Source organism: Micromonospora sp. LOL_021, assembly GCF_048060215.1.
GTDB lineage: Bacteria > Actinomycetota > Actinomycetes > Mycobacteriales > Micromonosporaceae > Micromonospora_E.
Map to the genome: position 1 here is coordinate 106,055 of NZ_JBHMIN010000014.1, position 19,186 is coordinate 125,240.

The 19,186-nt window shown below is 67.4% G+C and carries 24 protein-coding genes; 17 read left to right on the top strand and 7 right to left on the bottom strand.

All coding sequences use genetic code 11. The annotated features are described in order from the left end of the window. The first annotated feature begins 51 nt into the window (after positions 1–51). Both ACFHWT_RS12315 and ACFHWT_RS12320 read left to right on the top strand, forming a co-directional pair. Positions 52–681, top strand: a complete 630-nt coding sequence (locus ACFHWT_RS12315) for a hypothetical protein (RefSeq protein ID WP_416594726.1) — start codon at positions 52–54, stop codon at positions 679–681. After that, positions 651–1,364, top strand: a complete 714-nt coding sequence (locus tag ACFHWT_RS12320; protein WP_416594727.1) for a hypothetical protein — start codon at positions 651–653, stop codon at positions 1,362–1,364. The genes ACFHWT_RS12315 and ACFHWT_RS12320 overlap by 31 nt, the downstream gene beginning before the upstream one ends. 46 nt (positions 1,365–1,410) lie before the next feature. Here ACFHWT_RS12320 and ACFHWT_RS12325 read toward each other — a convergent pair whose 3' ends face one another. Beyond that, positions 1,411–2,343 (bottom strand): DUF6745 domain-containing protein, encoded by a 933-nt coding sequence (locus tag ACFHWT_RS12325; protein ID WP_416594728.1) that lies wholly within the window; start codon positions 2,341–2,343, stop codon positions 1,411–1,413. A 109-nt stretch (positions 2,344–2,452) separates the two neighbouring features. Further along, positions 2,453–3,817 (bottom strand): Nramp family divalent metal transporter, encoded by a 1,365-nt coding sequence (locus tag ACFHWT_RS12330; RefSeq protein ID WP_416594729.1) that lies wholly within the window; start codon positions 3,815–3,817, stop codon positions 2,453–2,455. 208 nt (positions 3,818–4,025) lie between these two features. Between ACFHWT_RS12330 and ACFHWT_RS12335 the strand changes: the two genes are divergently transcribed. Beyond that, positions 4,026–4,535 (top strand): hypothetical protein, encoded by a 510-nt coding sequence (locus ACFHWT_RS12335; protein ID WP_416552275.1) that lies wholly within the window; start codon positions 4,026–4,028, stop codon positions 4,533–4,535. 114 nt (positions 4,536–4,649) lie between these two features. On the opposite strand, the gene ACFHWT_RS12340 is transcribed toward ACFHWT_RS12335, so the two are convergent. After that, the gene (locus tag ACFHWT_RS12340; RefSeq protein WP_416552274.1) at positions 4,650–5,336 is read right to left on the bottom strand and encodes an SDR family oxidoreductase; all 687 of its coding nucleotides are present in this window, start codon (positions 5,334–5,336) and stop codon (positions 4,650–4,652) included. 60 nt (positions 5,337–5,396) lie between these two features. Between ACFHWT_RS12340 and ACFHWT_RS12345 the strand changes: the two genes are divergently transcribed. The 8 genes from ACFHWT_RS12345 to ACFHWT_RS12380 all read left to right on the top strand — a co-directional run bounded on the left by ACFHWT_RS12345 (position 5,397) and on the right by ACFHWT_RS12380 (position 13,440). Next, on the top strand, positions 5,397–5,780 hold the full coding sequence (locus ACFHWT_RS12345; protein ID WP_416552371.1) for a MerR family transcriptional regulator: 384 nt from the start codon (positions 5,397–5,399) through the stop codon (positions 5,778–5,780). 233 nt (positions 5,781–6,013) lie between these two features. After that, positions 6,014–7,264: a hypothetical protein gene (locus ACFHWT_RS12350; RefSeq protein ID WP_416594730.1), complete on the top strand. Its 1,251-nt coding sequence runs from the start codon at positions 6,014–6,016 to the stop codon at positions 7,262–7,264. A gap of 194 nt (positions 7,265–7,458) precedes the next feature. Continuing rightward, a complete protein-coding gene (locus tag ACFHWT_RS12355) occupies positions 7,459–7,680 on the top strand; it encodes a hypothetical protein (protein ID WP_416594731.1) in 222 nt (73 codons plus the stop codon). A gap of 568 nt (positions 7,681–8,248) precedes the next feature. Then, positions 8,249–9,562: a polysaccharide lyase family 7 protein gene (locus tag ACFHWT_RS12360; RefSeq protein WP_416594732.1), complete on the top strand. Its 1,314-nt coding sequence runs from the start codon at positions 8,249–8,251 to the stop codon at positions 9,560–9,562. A gap of 573 nt (positions 9,563–10,135) precedes the next feature. Further along, positions 10,136–10,882: a polysaccharide lyase family 7 protein gene (locus ACFHWT_RS12365; protein ID WP_416567613.1), complete on the top strand. Its 747-nt coding sequence runs from the start codon at positions 10,136–10,138 to the stop codon at positions 10,880–10,882. Positions 10,883–11,223: 341 nt separating this feature from the next. Further along, positions 11,224–12,492: an ISAs1 family transposase gene (locus tag ACFHWT_RS12370; RefSeq protein ID WP_416594733.1), complete on the top strand. Its 1,269-nt coding sequence runs from the start codon at positions 11,224–11,226 to the stop codon at positions 12,490–12,492. Between the two features lie 43 nt (positions 12,493–12,535). Then, positions 12,536–13,153, top strand: coding sequence for a radical SAM protein (locus tag ACFHWT_RS12375; RefSeq protein ID WP_416594734.1), 618 nt, complete (start codon positions 12,536–12,538; stop codon positions 13,151–13,153). Next, positions 13,039–13,440, top strand: a complete 402-nt coding sequence (locus tag ACFHWT_RS12380; RefSeq protein WP_416594755.1) for a dTMP kinase — start codon at positions 13,039–13,041, stop codon at positions 13,438–13,440. The genes ACFHWT_RS12375 and ACFHWT_RS12380 overlap by 115 nt, the downstream gene beginning before the upstream one ends. On the opposite strand, the gene ACFHWT_RS12385 is transcribed toward ACFHWT_RS12380, so the two are convergent. Continuing rightward, positions 13,432–13,974, bottom strand: coding sequence for a class IV adenylate cyclase (locus tag ACFHWT_RS12385; protein ID WP_416594736.1), 543 nt, complete (start codon positions 13,972–13,974; stop codon positions 13,432–13,434). The genes ACFHWT_RS12380 and ACFHWT_RS12385 overlap by 9 nt on opposite strands. Before the next feature lie 127 nt (positions 13,975–14,101). Here ACFHWT_RS12385 and cutA point away from each other — a divergent pair, with 127 nt between their 5' ends. Further along, complete coding sequence (cutA, locus tag ACFHWT_RS12390) at positions 14,102–14,431, top strand: divalent-cation tolerance protein CutA (protein ID WP_416594737.1); 330 nt, start codon at positions 14,102–14,104, stop codon at positions 14,429–14,431. A 94-nt stretch (positions 14,432–14,525) separates the two neighbouring features. Here cutA and ACFHWT_RS12395 read toward each other — a convergent pair whose 3' ends face one another. Further along, positions 14,526–15,149 carry a GNAT family N-acetyltransferase gene (locus ACFHWT_RS12395; RefSeq protein ID WP_416594738.1) on the bottom strand — a complete coding sequence of 208 codons (624 nt, stop codon included), beginning with the start codon at positions 15,147–15,149 and terminating at the stop codon, positions 14,526–14,528. Next, on the bottom strand, positions 15,143–15,508 hold the full coding sequence (locus ACFHWT_RS12400) for a hypothetical protein (RefSeq protein WP_416594739.1): 366 nt from the start codon (positions 15,506–15,508) through the stop codon (positions 15,143–15,145). The genes ACFHWT_RS12395 and ACFHWT_RS12400 overlap by 7 nt, the downstream gene beginning before the upstream one ends. Positions 15,509–15,868: 360 nt before the next feature. Here ACFHWT_RS12400 and ACFHWT_RS12405 point away from each other — a divergent pair, with 360 nt between their 5' ends. From ACFHWT_RS12405 to ACFHWT_RS12425, 5 genes are all read left to right on the top strand, one after another. Then, positions 15,869–16,654, top strand: a complete 786-nt coding sequence (locus ACFHWT_RS12405; RefSeq protein WP_281567438.1) for a helix-turn-helix domain-containing protein — start codon at positions 15,869–15,871, stop codon at positions 16,652–16,654. Beyond that, positions 16,641–16,832, top strand: a complete 192-nt coding sequence (locus ACFHWT_RS12410) for a DUF397 domain-containing protein (protein WP_416594740.1) — start codon at positions 16,641–16,643, stop codon at positions 16,830–16,832. The genes ACFHWT_RS12405 and ACFHWT_RS12410 overlap by 14 nt, the downstream gene beginning before the upstream one ends. 11 nt (positions 16,833–16,843) lie before the next feature. Beyond that, entirely contained in the window at positions 16,844–17,305 is a 462-nt protein-coding gene (locus tag ACFHWT_RS12415) for a hypothetical protein (protein ID WP_416594741.1), read from the top strand. Between the two features lie 303 nt (positions 17,306–17,608). Beyond that, on the top strand, positions 17,609–18,292 hold the full coding sequence (locus ACFHWT_RS12420) for a hypothetical protein (protein ID WP_416594742.1): 684 nt from the start codon (positions 17,609–17,611) through the stop codon (positions 18,290–18,292). Between the two features lie 42 nt (positions 18,293–18,334). Further along, positions 18,335–18,565, top strand: a complete 231-nt coding sequence (locus tag ACFHWT_RS12425; protein WP_416594743.1) for a hypothetical protein — start codon at positions 18,335–18,337, stop codon at positions 18,563–18,565. Positions 18,566–18,724: 159 nt separating this feature from the next. Here the strand turns inward: ACFHWT_RS12425 and ACFHWT_RS12430 are convergent, their stop codons facing one another. Next, positions 18,725–19,123, bottom strand: a complete 399-nt coding sequence (locus ACFHWT_RS12430) for a hypothetical protein (protein WP_416594744.1) — start codon at positions 19,121–19,123, stop codon at positions 18,725–18,727. Positions 19,124–19,186 lie beyond the last annotated feature (63 nt).

The window sequence follows — 19,186 nt, forward strand, 5'->3', positions numbered from 1 at the left end:
CGGGTAGCGTGACCGGGCATTGGCGTCGCGACGGTTTGGACAACAGGAGTCATGGCACAAGGTCCCGGATCGGCCCGTCGCTGGCCATTGACCGGCGTGGTCGTCGCCGCGTTGCTGGCCGGTGGCGCGGCGTGTACGAGTCAGGGCAGTGCCGAGGCACCGCCAGCGGACGGGCAGCCGACGGGCGTACCGTCGGCGGTGGAGTGCCCGCCGACGGACCAGGCCGTCCCGGTCGACGCCGGCACCGTGGCCGATCCGTCGGTGACGTTCGACCCGCTGCCCGCCGGCGGGACGCACGTCGCGGCGGCGGTGTCGCCCGCGGACGTCGGTCCGGGCCAGCTCCGGCAGTCCGAGCTACGGGTGTACGGCTGCGCGGCGGGCGACTGGACGCAGGTCTTCGCGACGTCGCTGGACACGACGGCCTGCGAGATCGTGCTGACCCCGGTCTCGGTCCGCGGCCCCGACGAGCAGGATCTGATTTTCGGCCGGCGGTGTGGCAGCGGCGGGTTCCTGGACTTCGACGTGCTCGGTGTCACCGGTGCGGGCGGCGTCGAGGTGCTGCACTCGGAGACCGGCCTGGCTGCCGGCCAGGTGACGCAGGACGGTGACCGCCTCGTCGTCGTCACCGGATCGCAGGAGCGGTCGCTGGTGTGGCGCGACGGGAGGTACGCGACCCGATGAGCAGCCCGTCACCTGCCGGAGCCGGCCCAGAGCCGCTCGGCGACTCGCGCGAGCAGCCGGCGCGTACCCGCGGCAGCCGCCTGCGGGTCGCCGTACTGGCGCTGGTCGTCCTGCTGATCGTGGTGCTGGTCACGGTCGCCGCAACGATGTGGGCGGTGGGCCGCTCACCGTCGGAGCCGACGTCCGCCGGGCCGACCACGTCGGCGAACCCGTCGGCTGATCCGGCAGGGTCCGACGGCGACGACGAGTTGCTGATCACCACGCGCGGAATCGGCCCGTTGCGGGTCAGCGGCAGCGTCGCCGAGTTGACCGCGACCGGCGCTCTCGGCACCGAACCGGGCGACTTCTGCGCCGACCGGCTGGTCGGCAGCGACGAGTTCGCCGGGGTGGTCGTCCACACCGCCGACGACGACATCGCCGCGATGATCGTCGTCGAGGAGTCGTCGCTGTCGACCGCCGAGGGCGTGACGGTGGGTAGCACCAGTGCCGAACTGCGCGAGGCGTACGGCGAGCAGCTCACCCGGCACATTGCCGAGAACAACCCGTACTCCGAGAACTACCTGGTCAGCAGCGGCACGCTGGCGATCGGCTTCACCGTGTCTCAGGACACGGTGGGCAAGATCCTGGTGGCGCCGACGGAGGTACTGCGGGCCGTCTACGACGCCGGCGAGTTCCACTGCTGACCCACCTGCCGGTCGGCCGCCGGCAAGGGCCGGCGGCCGCCGGCGGCTACCCGAGTGGGCGCCAGCCGTCCCGGTACCCGACCGGGCCGGCCAACCCCGATGCCGGACGCTGTTCACCGTGCCAGGCGCCCGACACCGGCTCGGTCCGGATCACCGCCGGGCGCTCGACCAGTACGCAGGTCCGCTCCCCCGGCCACCACCAGCCGGCGGACCGGGCCAACGCCGCCCACTCCTCGAGCTGCGTCTCGTCGGCCCGCCGGTACCGGGCCAGCCCGAGCCGGCGCAGCACGTCGTAGTACGCCACCCAGTGCGCGTCCTGCTGGCCGTACCAGGCGGTCGGCACCGGCTGTCGCCCGACGGCCGCGAGTGCCCCACGGACTGGTAGGGAGAAGCCGTCGACCAGGCTGGTCCGCAGCGCGTCGCGGACCCCTTGCTGTAGGACGACCCGCAGCGGTACACCGGCCGCGAGCGCCTCGGTCGGTGGCAGCACCGGCCATTTCGGTCCGGCACCGCCCTGTTTCTTGCCGGTGTCCTTCTTCCGGGCGTCCCTGTTCCCGGCGTGCTTCTTCCGGCCGGCCTCTGCTGGGGTCAGGTCGGGATGGTCGGCGCCCGCGTCCAGGGCGCTGCGCAGCCGGGACAGCCCGGCGGCGATGTCGCTGGCCAGTGGGGGTTTCCCGGCCGGCTGTCGAGCTCTGATCCACTGCTGGAGCAGGTCGTGGGTGGGCAGACCGGCCAGCAGCGGCAGTGCCTGACGGGGTGAGTCGACCCAACGGAACCGGGGTCGGCTGCGGTAGTGCCGGGCATAGATGCGGGACAGGACGTCCTCTGTGGTGGCCCGGTCGGCGGGCGCGGTGTCGAGCCCGTGGTCGAGCCATTCGCGCCGGACGGGTTCGGCCAGCTGCCAGTAGGCGACGGCCCGATCGGAAGATGGTGCTGGGGAGGTGGAGCGGGCGGCGTCACGCCGCGTGGGCGCGGTCACCGCGCGAGGGCGGTTCCGCCCTTCCGGTAGGAAGTGATCATGTCCACCATGGTGGCGGATCGGGCCACCGACCGCAACCGGTCTGCCCTCTTCGGCCGGCTGCTTCCGGTCAGCTGGCCAACTGCTGCCAAAGGTAGTAGATCGCGAACCAGGCGAAGAAGACCACGGCGGCGACCACCGGTGCGGTCGCAGCCCACCCGGCGCGCAACGCGCGCGGCATGGTCCGCCGGTTGAGCCACAGCACGAGTCCGGCGACCAGCGGGATGTGCACGGCCTCGATTGACCCGGCAAGGGTCAGCAGGGCGACCGGATTGCCGAAGATCAGAAACACGGCGTACGGCAGGGTCGCCAGCCACACCACGATGGCGGTCCGGCTGATCATCGCCGGGCGGGCGAGGCTGTGCTCGGCGAGCCGCGCCGGCAGCACACGCCGTACGCCGTCGGTGTAGAGCCGCTGCCACCCGTCGATGTTGGTGAGGGTCGCGGTCCAGAACGCCGAGACCAGTCCGACGACCATCAGCCAGAAGCCGACGCTGCCGAACACCTCGCTCAGCAGGCGGGTCAGGTCGCGGGCGACGTCGGCTTCGGCGGGAACAATGCCTTCCGGCCGCAGCAGCTCGGCGCCGAGGACCAGGAACGCGACGGTGATCAGCGCGACGCCCATCACCGCGAACGTCGAGTCGAGGGTCATCGTCCGCAGCCAGCCGCGGACCCGGTCGATCTGGTGGCTGTCGAGGTCCCGTGGGTCGCGGCGGTCGGCTGCCGGCACCCCGGCGTGGCCGATGCCCTTGGCGGTGATCCAGTAGGAGTACCACATCAGTCCGGCCGCGCCGTTGGACAGGAAGCCCAGCCAGGGCAGGATCTCGGCGACCTGCAGGTCGTCCGGCGGCACCGGGACGAAACCGGCGGCGGCCTCGGTCAGGTCCGGCCCGACCTGGATCGCGGCGACGACGGCGCCGAGGGCGAGCGCGATGCCGAGGACCCGCGACACCCATTCGACGCCGGTGTAGTGACCGACCAGCACCAGCCCGGCGGCGGCGGCGATGACCGCGCCGGTCCAGACCTGGATCGGACCGGGTACGGCGAGCGCGAGTGCGCTGCCGGCGGCGCTGGCGATGCCGGCGATCGCGGCGATCCCGACGACCAGCTGCGGCACCAGGATCACCCAGATCGCCCAGCCGGGCGGGCCGGGCAGGCCGGCCAGGCCGGTGAGCAGTCGGCGGCCGGTGACGACGCTGTAGCGGCCGATTTCCCGGGTGACGAAGAGCTTGAGGACGAGTACGGCGACGAGCGCCCACATCAGACTGTAGCCGTACTGGGCTCCGACCCGGGGGGTGAACAGCAGTTCACCGGTGGCGAGGGCGGCGAGCGCCCACAGCACGCCGGGGCCGATGTAGCGGAAGCGGCGCCAGCCGGTCGGTGCTTCGGGTACGCCGGTCGACCGCTGCGGCGCGGCCTCGGTGACCTGGCTCATGCCGTGTCTCCTTCGGGGGGTGGACTCGTCGGGTCGATGCCACTGCCCGAGCCGGTACCCAGCAGGCGACTCCTTCACGCACAACACCCACCGGCCAACAGCTGACTTCACAGCGTTACATTGGTAATCTTTGATGTATTCGTCGCCGCACCCGCACCAGGTGCCAATGACCGTCCACGAAGCATCCGAGACAGCAGAAAGGAAGCAGATGAAGCGCGCAGTCCTGCGTGCGGCGACCGTCCTCGCCGCCGCGATCGCCGCCGCTGCCCTCGCGGCCAGCGGAGCCACCGCCAGCCCGTCGATCCTGCAGCGGTTCTCCGTCCCGTCCGGGGACAACTGCACCTACGGCTACACCCAGGGTCACCTGGAGTGGCGCTCCGCCCCGCCGACCAGCGCGGTACGGGTGACCGGGGTGCTCGCCGACCGTCCGTTCCCGAACGACCCGGGAGCCGTCTGCCGCGACGACAGCCGCTACACCATCGCCAGCTATACCGCGTACGCCGGCGAGTGGGTCGTCAACGAGACCGCCCGCCGGGTGAACAACGGCGTCGTCGAGATCGAGTTCGTCCTCGGTGCGAACGCCGCCGTCCGAGGGATCGACCGCGTCGTCATCCAGGTCTGCCGGGTGTCACTGCTCGACATCACCCCGATCCCGGACTACTGCGGCCGCCCGCACACCTTCACACCGTCGACCGTCACCCCGACCGTGCCCCTCTGACAGGGCAAGCGACTCCGCCGTCCTGATGGCGCAGATGCATCGACATGCGCCTGCGCCATCAGACCGATCCGCGGAGCATCCGCAGCATCGGCGTCCATTCGCCGTACGCTCTGGTCAGGTTTTCTGACCGCCGGAGCGGTCTGCGGCGAAGGATGCCTTGACCGCACGGGCCGTCTCGTCGGCGAGCACCTCCCACTCACCCGCTTCGAGACCGTCCAGGGCGGCCTTGACGATCACCGCCGGGTCGCTTTTCGGTACGTCGTAGGAGGCCATCATGTCGGTGTCGACGGCGCCCATCAGCAGGCCGGTGACCTGGGTGTGCTGTGCGGCCAGCTCCAGCCGTACGGCGTTGGTGAGGTTCCACTCGGCGGCCTTCGCCGCCGCGTAGCCGCCGGCACCCGGATAGGCGCTCCAGGACAGCGCCGACAGAACGTTGAGGATCGCGCCGCCGGCCAGCTGTGGCGCGAAGGCCCGGATCATGTGCAACGTTCCCCAGAAGTGGGTGTCCATCTCCCGGCGGATCAAATCGAGGTCACCGCCGACCAGATCGGCGCCGGTGGTGACCCCGGCGTTGTTGACCAGCAGGGTGACGTCACCGGTAGCCGCCGCAGCGGCGGCGACCGAGTCCGGGTCGGTGACGTCCAGCGGCAGGACCCGTACGCCGGGCAGGTCGACGGACTCGGGGCGGCGGGCGGTGGCGTAGACCGTGGCGGCACCGCGCTCGACCAGCTGGGCGGCGAAGTGCCGGCCGATACCACGATTGGCCCCGGTGACCAGGGCGGTTGCTCCGGAAATATGCATGCTGGCTACCCTAGAACTTGACGTTGACGTCAAAGGCAAATGCTTGTGATGGGGGTCACTGTGCGGATCGGTGAGCTGGCTGGCCGCGCCGGGGTGAGCACCCGGGCGCTGCGCTACTACGAGGAGCAGGGTCTGCTGGTCGCGCAGCGCAGCCCGGCCGGTCAGCGCCGCTACCCGGACTCGGCCGTCGAGCGGGTCCGGCTGATCCAGCGGCTGTACGCGGCGAACCTGTCCAGCCGGACCATCGCCGACCTGATGCCCTGTGTGGACGCCAAGGTCAACACGTCCGAGTCACGCGCCCTGCTGACCGCCGAGCGCGACCGGATCGACGCGCGGATCGCCGAGTTGACGGCGGCCCGCTCCCGCCTGGACGAGGTGATCGCGCTGGCCGCGCACCCGGCCAGCGGCTGCGCGTACGAGTCCGCCCCGGCCGGAGCCGGCTGACCTCGACGCACCGGGAGGTGCGGCTCGCCACCGTCCCGGACGGTTCGGCGGCGGTGAGCCAGACGTGGCGACTGCCTAGATTCGCCGGTAGCGACTGGTCAACGGCCTGCACCGATTGGCAAGATTTTCCGCTGGTGCCTTTGTTTGCGCCGGGCACCGTGCCTTGGCCCCGGTGCGCCGCGTCCGGATTCCGGACGACCCGTACCTTGTCGCTGATCCGTCAGGAGTTGTCAATGTCGCAGGGTGATCCGGTCGACCCGTGGGCGGATGTCGATCCGGCAGTCGTCGTCATCGGCACCCTGACGGGTGAGCGCAGCGGCGATGTCGGCATCGACAGTGCCGCCACGGGCCCCGGTGGGGTGTCGCGTCCCGGCACGGTCGACGACCTGCCGCCGACCCGACCTCGGCGGCCGGCGCTGCTGCTCGGCGCGCTCGGCACGGTCGCCGTGGTGCTGACGATCGCAACGGCCGTGGCCTTCGTGAACCGGCCCGATGAGATCGGGCCGCAGGGGGCGGTGGCGCTGACCGGCGAGCCGGCGGATCCGGGAACGTCCGATCCGGCAGCACCGTCGCCCAGCGCCACGCCGAGCCCGACGGCGTCACCGGCAGGCCGGAATCGGCAGGCCGTCGCCGCGACGGCGTCGCCCGCCGCCCCGGCGCAACCCGTCACCGGCGCGATCCGGACCGGCGCGTTCGTCGGCGCGACCAGGATCGGCAGCCAGCTCAACGCGAACACGACCATGTACGCAGGCGAGTACATTCTCTCCCCCGACGGCCGGTTCGGCCTGCTGATGCAGACCGACGGCAACCTCGTCGCCTACGGTCCGTCGCCCTGCGGGGCGCCCCGACCCAACATCTGCCAGGGCCCGTACGACTGGTGGTCCAGCAAAACCGATGGCCAGCCCGGCAGCCGGGTCGTCATGCAGAGTGACGGCAACCTCGTCATCTACCGCCCCGACGGCAGCGTCGCCTGGGCATCGAACACCGAGGATTCCGGCGCGACCAGGGTGATGGTCGCCAACCAGGGCCACTTCCATCTGACCCGCGGGGACGGCTCGACGGTGATGATGCTGGCGGGCCTGTCCGAACAGAACAGCTCCCTGTCGTACGCCGGCACCATGCCGGCCGGCTACCGGCTCACCGCCCTGCGGTACCTGTCCTCGCCGAACGAGGTCTACCACCTGATGCAGCAGCAGGACGGCAACCTGGTCCTGTACGGGCCCGGCAACAGCGTGCTCTGGTCGTCCGGCACACACCAGATCGTGGTCGGCGGCATGAGCGTGTGGGAGACCAGGATGCAGCCCGACGGCAACCTCGTCGTCTACGACAGCTCGGCCGCTAGCGCGGCGGCGGTGTGGGCGTCGGATTCTGTCGGGGCTGGCCCCAGCCCGGAGTTGGTGCTGCGCGACGACGGGAACCTGGTGCTGCGGTCCGGGTCCACCCGGCAGGTCTTCTGGCAGACCGGCACCGGTGGCCAACCGTAGCGAGTGCACGCCTCTGGCCCCTGGTGGCCTGGACACTCGCGTCCGGCGCGTGGTAGCAGTAGGTCCACCAGGTGTGGAAGTTGGCGCACTTGATCTGCGAGTGCAGCCAGACGTCCTCGACCTGAGCGTGCTCGGCGAGCAGAAATCCGGCCAGTTCGGTCAGGCAGATCGGCGGTACGGCGACGTGGGGCATGATGCCGGTCGGCGGGTTCTTCGACGGCTTCCTGGTCCAGGCGGTCGGGGAACGGACCGCACTGTGGGTGTGCGCCGTCGGGATGCTGGCCAGTTTGCTGCCGAGGCTCGGCCGACCGGTGCTCCGGCTGCCCCGCGACGCCGGCATCGACCAAAGACGACCAAGCCCGGTCGGAGCCGGTCGCTCGGGCGTCTTCCGCTGCGCGTTCCCGGCGCGGGTCTGACGCAGTCTCGCACGATCCTTCCCCCGTCCCTTCCCCCCGTCGCCGGTCGTCGTCTTGCCGGTCGCGCCTACTCCGACTGAGGTCCGCACGGTGCATCGATCCACTCCGCAGCAGGAGCTAGCAGCGACGGCTTGGGCTTCAACGCGCGGGCGTCACACCTGATGGGACGACATGGATCGGTCTCGTAGCGCGCGACTGTGCACCTAGATCATCGACATGCATTGACAGTCTCCCTGGCGTGCCCAGATAATGATGAATCTCAGTAAAACGATACACTGGACTTAGGGTAACGATGCGACTACTCTGCGCCATGATCCGCGGACCTCCACCACGCCGCCACCACTCGCTCCGGACCGGATTTACGTCGTCGATCACCCCGGTCAGACCCCGGGCGGCTCCGGCCGACCCCGGGAGCGAGCAGGGTCCGATCGATCTCCGCGTCCCGGGCGAACAAGCCCGATCGATCTCGACGTCCCGGCCGATCGAGGCAGACAGCCAACTGGTTCTCGACGCACCGACCTCGCCGCAACAACCGTCCCGATCTGCGATCCGGAAGGAAACCCGCACCATGGGAACAATCAGAAGACGGACCACGTCGCTCGCGCGGATAGCAGCAGCAGGCCTCATCGCCGCAGTTGCCTCCGGCACGTTGGCCAGCACCGCGAGTGCCGACACCGTGGCCGTCGCCAATCCCGGCTTCGAAAGTGGCTACTTCGACGGCTGGCGTATTATCAACTCCCGCAAGGTGGCTCTTTCTGATATCGGCAATACCGGCCACCATTCGGCCAAGATCCAAGGTACGGGCGGCGAAGTCCGGCAAGACGTCACTGTGACGCCCGGCGCCGACTACACCTTGACCGCGTACGTCCGGGGCAAGGGCGTCATCGGCGCCAGGGTGGGCGGCGACACCTACACCTCTTCCGGCGGTGGCCGTGGCTTCGAGCCGGTCAGCGTCGACTTCAACACCGGCAGCGCCAGCACCGTCGAAGTCTTCGCTGCCTACGGCGGCAAGACCGGCCGATTCGACGATTTCACCCTGTCCACCGGACTGGCACCGGGCACCGGCTTCGACCCGGGCGTCTGGGACAGTTCGGAGGCGGGCGACTACATCAAGTCAAGCGACCCGTACGTATTGAGCTTCGACGGCTTGGAGCAGTTCACCGTCACCGGCAAGGGCGGCGGTCCGCGCGACGAACTGAAGACACCGGTGAACGCCAGGAAGGCTTCGGACGAGATCTACGAATCCTTCTCAGCCGACATCAGGTTCGATCTCGACGACGGGGTCAAGCTCATCGCCCACCAGATCCACGCCGGCACCGGTGCCGGCTTCTCCACCCAGGTCAAGCTCTATGTACAGGATTCCAGCCCGCTCGGAATCTTCAAGGGCGAGGGCGAACAGGACTTCTCCATCGACGACTACCCGCTGCTCGAGGGCGTACCCAGCAACGGCGTCTTCGACGTGTACGTTCGTGTCCAGATTCCGGGCTTCGTGAGCGGTGACGGTGAAATCAACGAGGAGATCTTCGACCTCGGCACCATCCGGAGCGGAAAGACCATGAGGTACGAGTTCATCAACGACTACGGTGTGGTCACGGTCAACTCGACCATCGGCCGTACGTCGACCAGCTTCACCTACGACATGCAGGATTCCCAGGCGTCCTACATGAAGTTCGGAAGTTACGTCCAGGCCCAGGACGCCGAGAGCGGCTGCAACGTCACCAACGATCTCGACTGCGAGTACCCCGGGTGGGTACCGTACGGCGAAGCCAGCAGCCCGGAAGAGGCGGAGGTGCTCTGGCGGCAGTACTTCGCCGACTCCGACATCAGCACGGCCAGGGTCACCTTCAGCAACGTCGTACACACGGGAGGACCGCTCCAGTAGCCGCCTCGACGAGACATAGGTAACGACGCCAACATCCGCCGCGGCGGCTGATCGGCACGCGCCGATCGTCCACGACAGGCGAGCTCGCGTGGTACTGGTCGTGGAAGTGGGAGCCCGACTCACGTCCCCACGACCAGTACCACAGCCAGAACCAGAACCGATACAGCGCGATTGCCGGATGGGCACACCACAGGCACGCTCTGACCTTCTGATGCCGTCAGCTCCCTCGGCACGACCGACACCGGTCGCGTCGATGGTCGAGCGACGCGAGAATTCCGCCTGCCGGCTGACGCTTGCGCGGCATCGCCACATGAGGGACACCCCGACAGTTGGCGCATCGCCTGGCAGCTGCGAGCACTGCACAAATTTTCCTATTGACGTGTGTGACTACATCTCCTACTCTCACCTGGCACCGATGCCCAACAGTTCACAACTGTGAACGAATACCTTTCTTGATGTGACGAATCGGCGCGCGACGAATCGTCCATCAAGGATGAAACGGCATCGACACCCATCACCAACCACCCTGAAAGGCGACAACCAACGATGAAAAAGCTCCGCAGACAGCGACTCGTGACCGCGCTGCTGGCGACCACAGCCACTCTCGCGGCCTCGCTCCTCACCCCAGCGAGCGTCGCCACCGCCGCCGCCCCGTGCGACTACCCGGCCCAACAGCTCAACCTGACGAACTGGAAAGTCACGTTGCCGACCGGGTCATCCGGATCGCCGACCGAGATCAAGCAACCCCAACTCGCAACCTATTCGAGCAATCCGTGGTTCAAGGTCAACTCCGCCTGCACCGGGGTGCAGTTCCGATCCCCGGTCAACGGTGTGACCACGCCCAACTCGAGTTACGCACGCTCCGAGCTCCGCGAGATGGCCAGCAACGGCACTAAGAACGCCTCCTGGTCGGCTACCTCGGGCACTCACACCCTGACCTTCCGGCTGGCATTCAACAAGCTCCCGAAGGACAAGTCACATGTCGTCGGAGCCCAGATCCACGACGGCGACGACGACGTCACCGTCTTCCGTTTGGAAGGTAGCAACCTGTACATCACCAAGGGAAACACCACTCACCACAAGCTGATCACCAGCAACTACAAGCTGCACACGGTCTTCGAGGGCAAGTTCGTCGTCAGTGGCGGCAAGATCAAGGTGTACTACAACGGCACCCTGCAGACGACCATCTCGCACACCGCGTCCGGCAATTACTTCAAGGCCGGCGCCTACACCCAGGCAAACTGCGGTAACTCCTCCCCGTGCAGCAGCTCGAACTACGGTCAGGTAAGCATGTACAAGTTGCTCGTCAATCACTCCTGACAACAGGTGATCTGTCGGGAGCCCCGGAAGCGGGGCTCCCGACACCACGAAGCCACACCGACAGTTGCAGCACCACCCACCCCGCTGATGGCGAACTGCCTGGTATTCACCGGTACAACGGCCGTCATCAGACCACCTCCTGACCACCTCCCAGCCACGGCCCCGGCGTTGTTCCGGATTGAGTGGTTCTGTCCGTGTTGAGAAACGGACGAGAGGCGAGTTGCAGGACGAGCGCGACTCCTGATGATCTTCCGGGTGTCTAAGTCCTGAAGGTCATCGCTGGAGTCGCGCTCGTGACGTCATCTTCCCTGATAGACCCTGTTGTTGACCACCTCGCCGACATGGCGTTGTGGGAGGCCGAACTCGCCGCGGACGTGGCGGCGGCCGATCCGCTGCAGGTGGTGTCCCCGCTGGTGACCCGGCTGGCACAGGTGCCGGACCCACGCCGGCTGCGCGGGCTACACCATCCGCTGCTGGTGATCCTGGTCCTGACCGCATGCGCCACCCTCGTGGCCGGCAACGACAGTCTGGCCGCGATCCGGCAGTGGGCGGCCCGGACCCCGCAGGACGTCCCGCACCGCCTCGGCGCCCGCCGCAACCCGCTGACCGGCCGCTACCTGGTGCCCAGCGAACGCACCTTCCGGCGGGTCCTGGCCGCCGTCGACGGCGATGCCCTCGACACGGCGGCCTGTGGCTATGCGGCCGACATCGTCCGTGGCGACGCCCCCGTCCCGCAGATCCCCGCCGCCGCGGACGAGCCCGTCGAACGAGAGCAACGCCGCGCCGTGACGCGGGCGGTGACCCATCCGGCGCCGGCCGGGCTGTTGCCCGCGGTCGCAGTCGACGGGAAACTGCTGCACGGCACCCGCACCACGTCCGGTCAGGTGTTCCTGGTCGCCGCGGTCACCCACGACACCGGTGCGGTTCTGGGGCAGCGGCAGGTCGCCGACAAACGCGGCGAGACCACCGTGACCGAAGACCTGCTCGCCCCGCTGGATGTGGCCGGCTTGCTGCTCACCCTGGACGCACTGCACACCACGAAGAAGACCGCCCGGCTGATCACCGGGCCCCCGCACGCCCACTACCTGCTGATCCTCAAACGCAATCAGCCCCTCGCTCTGCAAGCCGCCCAAGCCCTGCTGTCCGGCAACGACATCGAGTTCGCCGACCAGACCGACATCGACTCCGATCGCGGGCACGGACGCACCGAACGCCGCACGATCCGCGTCGCACCTTGCGACGACAGCCTGTTCCCTGGCGCCCGACAGGTGTTCCGGCTACGCCGCGACACCGGCGGACTCGACGGCGTACGCACCAGCAAACAGATCATCTACGGCATCGTCAGCCTCGACGCCGAACAAGCCCGCCCGCAGCACCTCAACGCTTACGCGAGAGGGCACCGGGCGGTGGAGAATCGTCTGCACTGGACCCGAGACGTCACCTTCAACGAAGACAAATCCCAGCTCAGGACCAGCACGGCTCCCCGCAACCTGGCCGCCATGCGCAACCTGACCCTCAACACCTTCCGCCTTGCCGGACGAGCCAACATCGCCCACGCCCGCCGCGATCTCCACGACCGCACAGACGCCTTCGCCGTCTACGGCATCTAACAAACCATGATCAAGCCGGACATAGAAGAACAACGCCGGGGCCGTGCACCTCGCGCCCGACATCAACCGCCTGCCGTTCGTGGATCGCGTGTTTCTGGCTGACGACCCGTACCTCGCCGCTGACGGACGGCTGGAGGCGAACATGGTCGGGGCTCGGGGCTGTCCCTACGACTGCTCGTTCTGCGGAGCGGCCGTGTCAGCCAACCCTGACATCACCATCCGCACCCGTACGCCGGAGAACATCATCGGGGAAATGGTGGACCTGCAGACACACTGCGGGGTGACGGCCTTTCGCTTCGTCGACGATCTGTTCCTGGGGTACGAGCGCTTCATCCGACCCTGCATGGCCACGTTCACGGCAGCACGCATTGGCGACCGCTTCGTCTGGGATGCGACCGGCCGCATCAACATCCTGCACCGCATGAGCGACGACATGCTGCAGACGTTGAAGCTCAACGGCTGCCGGGAGGTCGCATTCGGCATCGAGTCCGGCAGCGAGCGAGTTTGGTGCTCGCCTGCCTCGTCACCGCTGACCGGTATCACCACCTGGAGCACACCATCCTGCCTGCCTTCCGGACAGGCACCATGGTCGTCTGTGACCGGTACGTGCCGACCTCTCTCGTGCTGCAGCGGCTCGACGGCGTCGATCCAGAGTTTTTGACCCAGCTCAACCAGTACGCGGCCAAGCCCGACCTGACGGTCGTGTTGACCGGAGAGCCGGAGCGTTCAGCCCAACGCGCGTCAGACCGTGGCGTCTACAGCCGGTTCCACTATGGCGGGGCAGGAGCTCGGGCCGTCGAAGACCGGCTCTACCGAGACCTTGTATGCCAGCTTCGGGAGGCCGATTCGGACGTGCTGCACCACGAGGTCACGGAGGAACCGGCCGAGGCCGTGGCAGCCGTCGTGCTCGGTGCCGTGCTGCAACGGTGGGAACAGCGATCAGGCTGAGGCGAGGGCCGCGCGGACGAGGGAGTCGTACGTTTCATCGGTACGGGACGCCGCGATCCCGAGCGAAGCAACGAACGCCGCCAACTCGACCTGCACCGTCTCACCCGGCACGCCATCGGCCACCATGCGCTCCAACTCCAGGAACGTGCCCAGGCCCGCGACCTCGTCCACGCACAGCTCACCACCGGGCATCCTGGCGGTACGGCGTACCTTGGCGATCCGCACCGTGGCGCGGAAACCCATCGCCAGGATGGCGTTGTGCATCTGTTGGCGGTCGGTGACTTCCGCCTCGTACTCGTCACACGAGAGGGCGTTCTCGGCGGGGCGCTTGAGGGTGAAGGTGTGCCGCCCGTCGACGGTCCGTAGCCGCACGAAGGGGACGCCGAGCTTGCTGTCGCCGTACGACCAGTCCTCAGGCGCGTACGCCTGATCGTCCTGCACGACGGGCGCACCCAGCTCGATGCCGCATGCTGCAAGCGCGGCGAGCAGCGCTTCGGTGTCCTGGACGCGGTATTTGACCTCGACCTCGCGCACAGTGCCTCCGTCGTTCCCGCCATGCTGACGGCGCAGCTTTGCACGATCAGCACGACGGAGCAAAGCAACGCGCCAGCGCGGGTCCGGCAACGGACGACGCTGGCCGCGGCGATAAGGAAGGTTGTTCATGCGCGAGTCAGAGCACTGTCAGGTCGTCACGGCTACCGACTCCCGTGCGGTGGCGGAGACACTGGCCGATACTGCGGTCGCAGCGCGGCTGGCTGCCTCCGCGCAGGTCGCCGGCCCGATCAGGAGCACCTACTGGTGGCAGGGCGATGTGGTGGCCGCCGAGGAGTGGCGGGTGACGCTCAGGACCACGGTCATCCGGTACGCGGAGTTGGAGGAGCACATCCGGGCACGCCACAACTACGAGGTGCCCGGCATCGTGTGCATGCCGATCGTTGCCGGGTACGCGCCGTACCTCAAGTGGATGGCTGCCGAGACGCAGGAACGCTGACCGCTCACGCCACGTATGTCAGGTGCCGGTCGTCCACTCGGCAGCGCCGGGGCATCGGACTTGTTCCGGGTCAGGTGATCCAAGCCGTCCCAGTTCAGCCGACGCGAAGTGCGGCGGCCATGGGTGGTTGGTCGACCGGGTCGCCGGAGCGGCGCATCGCCCACAGCGGCGGCCCGCCCGCCGGCAGGTGCGCCACCCGTACGACCCGGTAGCCGTGGCGTTCGTAGAACGCCTTGGACCGAGCGCTGCTCGCCTCCACCACCGCCGGCATCCCGATCCGGTCCAGTCGGGCATGATGCGCGGCGAGCAGTGTCGACCCGATGCCCTTGCGTCTCAGCCAGGGTGCCGCCGCCAGGAACGCCAGGTGGTGGTGTCGGCCGGTCGGCTCCAGACGGCCGGCGGTGAAGGTGTAGTGCGCGTACGGGCCGTGCCGGTCACCGCAGGCCCGCAACCTGCGCCGCTGATGCTCCGCCCCCAGCAGCCGGTCCGCGGGGTGCGGATACCAGATCGCCACCCCGTCGCAGTGCCCGACCACATCGACGATCCCGTGCCGCACACCGAACTCCAACTCGGCGGTGAAGAACCGGTGCATCGTCAGGTACCGCAACGCGTGATCGTTGATCAGCCAGGACACCACCGGATCCAGCACACACGACTGCGCCAACAACTCCCCCAACGGCTCGACGTCGGCGGCCGTCGCGGTCCGTACGGTCAGCATGGCCGCCACGTCCACACCAGGAACCGGTCGAACAACTCGGCCGCGGTGACGTCGGGCAGGTCGAACGCCGCCTCGGTCATCCGCTCCACCATGTACGTCGCCAACGCGACCGGCCCGTACACCCCCGCCAGCTCGACCCGCACCACCAGACACGGCCACAACTCGCCGCAGCCGGCACACGACCACGACGGCCGCACCGCCAAATGACCACCACCACCGCCGCTGTCGGCCGCCGGGTCCGCGCCGGTCACATCGCGGTACGCAGAGCAGCCGACCCGGCCGACCCGAGGTTGCCCGTCGTGGCAGACGACCAGCACCCCACCACCGGCGGCGGCCAGGCCCCGCAACCGTCCCCTCATTGCGACCACCGCCCCCGGTTCACCCGAGCCGCGTCCACCGCAGCCCGACCCACAGCACCGGTCCGACCAGCACCGGGCGCGCCGGCCGGCCCGGTCGGGCTGAACCGCATCGAATGCCGAGGCGCACACTCCGGACACCGCAACGTCGCCCCACACCCCGGACACCACCGCTGCTTCAACCGGAACGTGAAGAAGCCGACGCACAATCCGCCGAGCGCCGCCAACACGACTCCTACCAAGGTCAACATTCGCCGCTCCACAATTCGAGTCGAGAATTTGGTTCCACCCTGGACAGGAGCAGCGATTCGAAGCAAGATATCGGGTGGGCAATCACCAACCACTAACCCTGGGAGCGTCAAGTTGCCTGACACGAACGAGTTCCGACATGCGCTTCGGCGTGAACGCATGGCCCGAGGAATGTCACAAGACGCCCTTGGAGCCAAGATCCATATCAGTGGGTCCCAGATCGGGAACTACGAGTCCGGTAAGTCGATCCCACCGCGCGACATCGCCAACGGCCTTGACAAGGTCCTCGACACCGGGACGGAGATGCAGGAGCTCGCTGAGGAAGCGCGCGGTGAGGCCGTAGCTCCTGGCCTGCGCCCATGGACTGAGAACGAGGAACGAGCCACTCTCCTGCGGATGCATCAGCCCTTGGTCATCCCCGGCCTGCTCCAGACTGAGGAGTACGCCCGAGCGATCATCGCCGCAGGTGCCCACACGGAGTTGCAGGTCGAGGAGATGACCCGCGAGCGGATGGATCGGAAGGCCGCCACGCTCGATCGAGCTGATCCGGTGACGTTGACCGCGATCATCGGCGAGCCTGCGCTGCGGTACGGCGACCCATCGATCATGAAGGACCAGCTTGCCCACCTGGTCGACATCGGCCACCGGCCGAACGTCCTCGTGCGGGTGATCCCGTTTACCGTCGGCCTGCATGCCGGCCAGGCTGGCGCGTTCATCGTGGCGACCCTGGTCAATGACGACCGCGTCGGCTACATCGACGATCAACTCACCGGACGGATCATCTCCACAGCTCGCGAGGTGGGTAGGCTGGAGAAGTTGTGGGAGAATGTGAGCGATGTGGCCCTGTCCGGCCGGCAGTCACGAGACCTGATCCAAAGGATGATCGATGAACACAGTTGACCCGATCTGGCGCAAGTCTTCCCGCAGCAGCAGCAACGGTGGCGAGTGTGTAGAGGTCGCCGGCAACGTACCCGGCCGCGTGCTCGTCCGCGACACCAAGGACCGCGACAACGGCACCCTAGCCTTCGCACCGGCTGCCTGGCAGTCGTTCATTGCCGAGGTCAGCTCCAAGCATTGACCTGGCGTCCAGTGCGGACAGCCATCACCGGACATCGAGGGCTCAGCGACGGGGTCAGCAGCCTCGTCGCGCGGGCCCTCGATATGCAACTCGCGTGCTTGAGCGACTACCTCGTTGGCGTCACCTGCCTCGCTGACGAGGCAGATCAGCTCTTCGCCGAGGCGGTGCTCCGGCACGGTGGTCAGCTTGAAGCCGTCGTCCCTGCCCAGGAGTACCGCGGCGGCCTGCCCGAGCATGCCCACGCCGCATACGACCAGTTGATCAATCAGGCCGTGGCTGTCCACCGATGCGGCTACCGAGCCTCCGACTCAGATGCCCACATGGCCGCAAGCGAGTCGACGGTCGACAAGTCGGCTCGGCTCATCGCCGTTTGGGACGGCATGGCCGCCCGAAGCTACGGCAGCACCGCCGACGTCGTCGCCTACGCCGATGGGCTGAGTGTCCGCCGGCTACTCCCTCGAAGGGCAGACTGAGCTGAGAAGATCCTCTGCGGCAATCCGCTGCAGGTCGCGCCTGCAGGCACTTCGATACCGAAGTCTACTTTGTCCAAAACCCGACACGCACCGCTTGCTTTCCGTTACGGCACCTTGACGTTTTGTCCGGTTCGCAACCCGATTCACCGAGACAGCTCACTCTTCGCAGTCAATCAAGTCCAAGGTGTAGGTGGACGGGACCACGACATGAGCGACATTCAGGTAGGTTCGTTACACGAAGACGACCCGCGGGATTAGGCCCCACGGGTCGTCGGTTCCCACCATCGCCCAGGAGGCAAAAACGTGAGAACGCCAACCAGCGTACTCCACCAAACCAGTCGCGTCGCGGCCGCGTTCGCACTGTGCGCCGGACTGCTCGCAACTGCGAGCCCTGCAGGAGCAGCCACGGCTAAGCCAAGTGACGCCGAGGTCCGCGCGAGCTTGAGCCGGGTCTCGGACGGCACTTGGAGCGAGACCGACATCGCCCTGCTGAAGCAGGTACCCGAGGTAGGCCGTCTCGTGCCCGACCCGCGCGACCCAGGCACGCTGACCGCCATGCCTGCCCACCAGATCACACCATCGGCCACCGTTCGATCGGACTTCGGCACGCAGGCAATCAACTGCTGGAGCCAGTTGAGCTACGTGGAAAAGAAGGACATTTTCGGCAGCCGCATTTACCGGTTCAATGTCGAGACAGATTGGTGCTACGACACGGTCAGCTATAATCTCGTGCGTGTAGACCGCGCAGTTGGCTACATCAGCCACGCAACCTGGGGAATCTACCACCGAGGTTGGCAGGTGGACAGCTTCGGCGTTCGCAGCATTCCCAAGAGCGGCTGGCACGACAAAAGGGCCAACGTCGAGTACTGCGTAGGCGGAAACGTGGGCTGCTACACGACGACGTACCCATACATCGACATCGAGCTCGGATCTACGGCTGGGTCGTACCCGTGGAGCTGGAAGGTGGCAGCCTCTTCAGCCGGGTAGTCCTAGCAACAGGTTCCTGTCAGCGCACACCCAGGAGAGAGCATGAACCAAGGTATCCGTTTCGTACTGGTGACAACTCTCCAGATCGCTGCCGTGGTGATTCTCTTCGCGTTCATCATGACGGCACTATTCGATCCCGGCGAGTGGTCGAAGTTCGATTGGCTCATTGACCTTCTCCCACTGCTCACGACGATCATAGTCATCAACGCCGCCATTCAGATCGTCAGGCTGCGCAGGCAGGCAATACGCAGAAATCAGAACAGAGTCAAGTAGTTTGATTTGTACGCTGGTCCGGGAACCATATCTACGGATCCCGGACCAGCGTCTACTAATACCGCAGCAGGCGCCTTGCGTTTGCCTCGGCTCCGGTCAAGCCATGTTGCTACGTATCCAAGACTATGGAGAAGGAGCCAGCCAGCCTCCGTCTGCTGGCTATATCGGCACCACCCCACGTGTGCCGGAGAGGGCTTCGGCGATGGCGGCGAACTCCCGTAGGGCGGCTTGCAGGTCCTCGACGATCTCCTGGGCGAGGACCTCGGGTGGCAGCAGCGCGTCGGCGTCCTCCAGTGAGGCGTCCTTCAGCCAGGTGATGTCCAGGTTGACCTTGTCCCGGCTCAGCAGCTCGTCGTAGTCGTACGCCCGGAACCGCTCGCTCTCCACCCGCTCGGCCCGGTCCTTGCCCGGCAGGTAGCAGTCGACGAACTCCTGCAGATGCTCGCGCCGCAGCGGGTTTTGCTTGAGCGTGAAGTGCTGGTTGGTGCGGAAGTCGTACACCCAGAGCTTGCTGGTCCATGGCTCCTCGCGGGCGCGCTTGCGCTCGAAGAACAGCACATTGAGCTGATCTCAGCGACTTGCCGTCAGGTATTTGTATTCGAAGTGGGTCAGGTGGAGTGC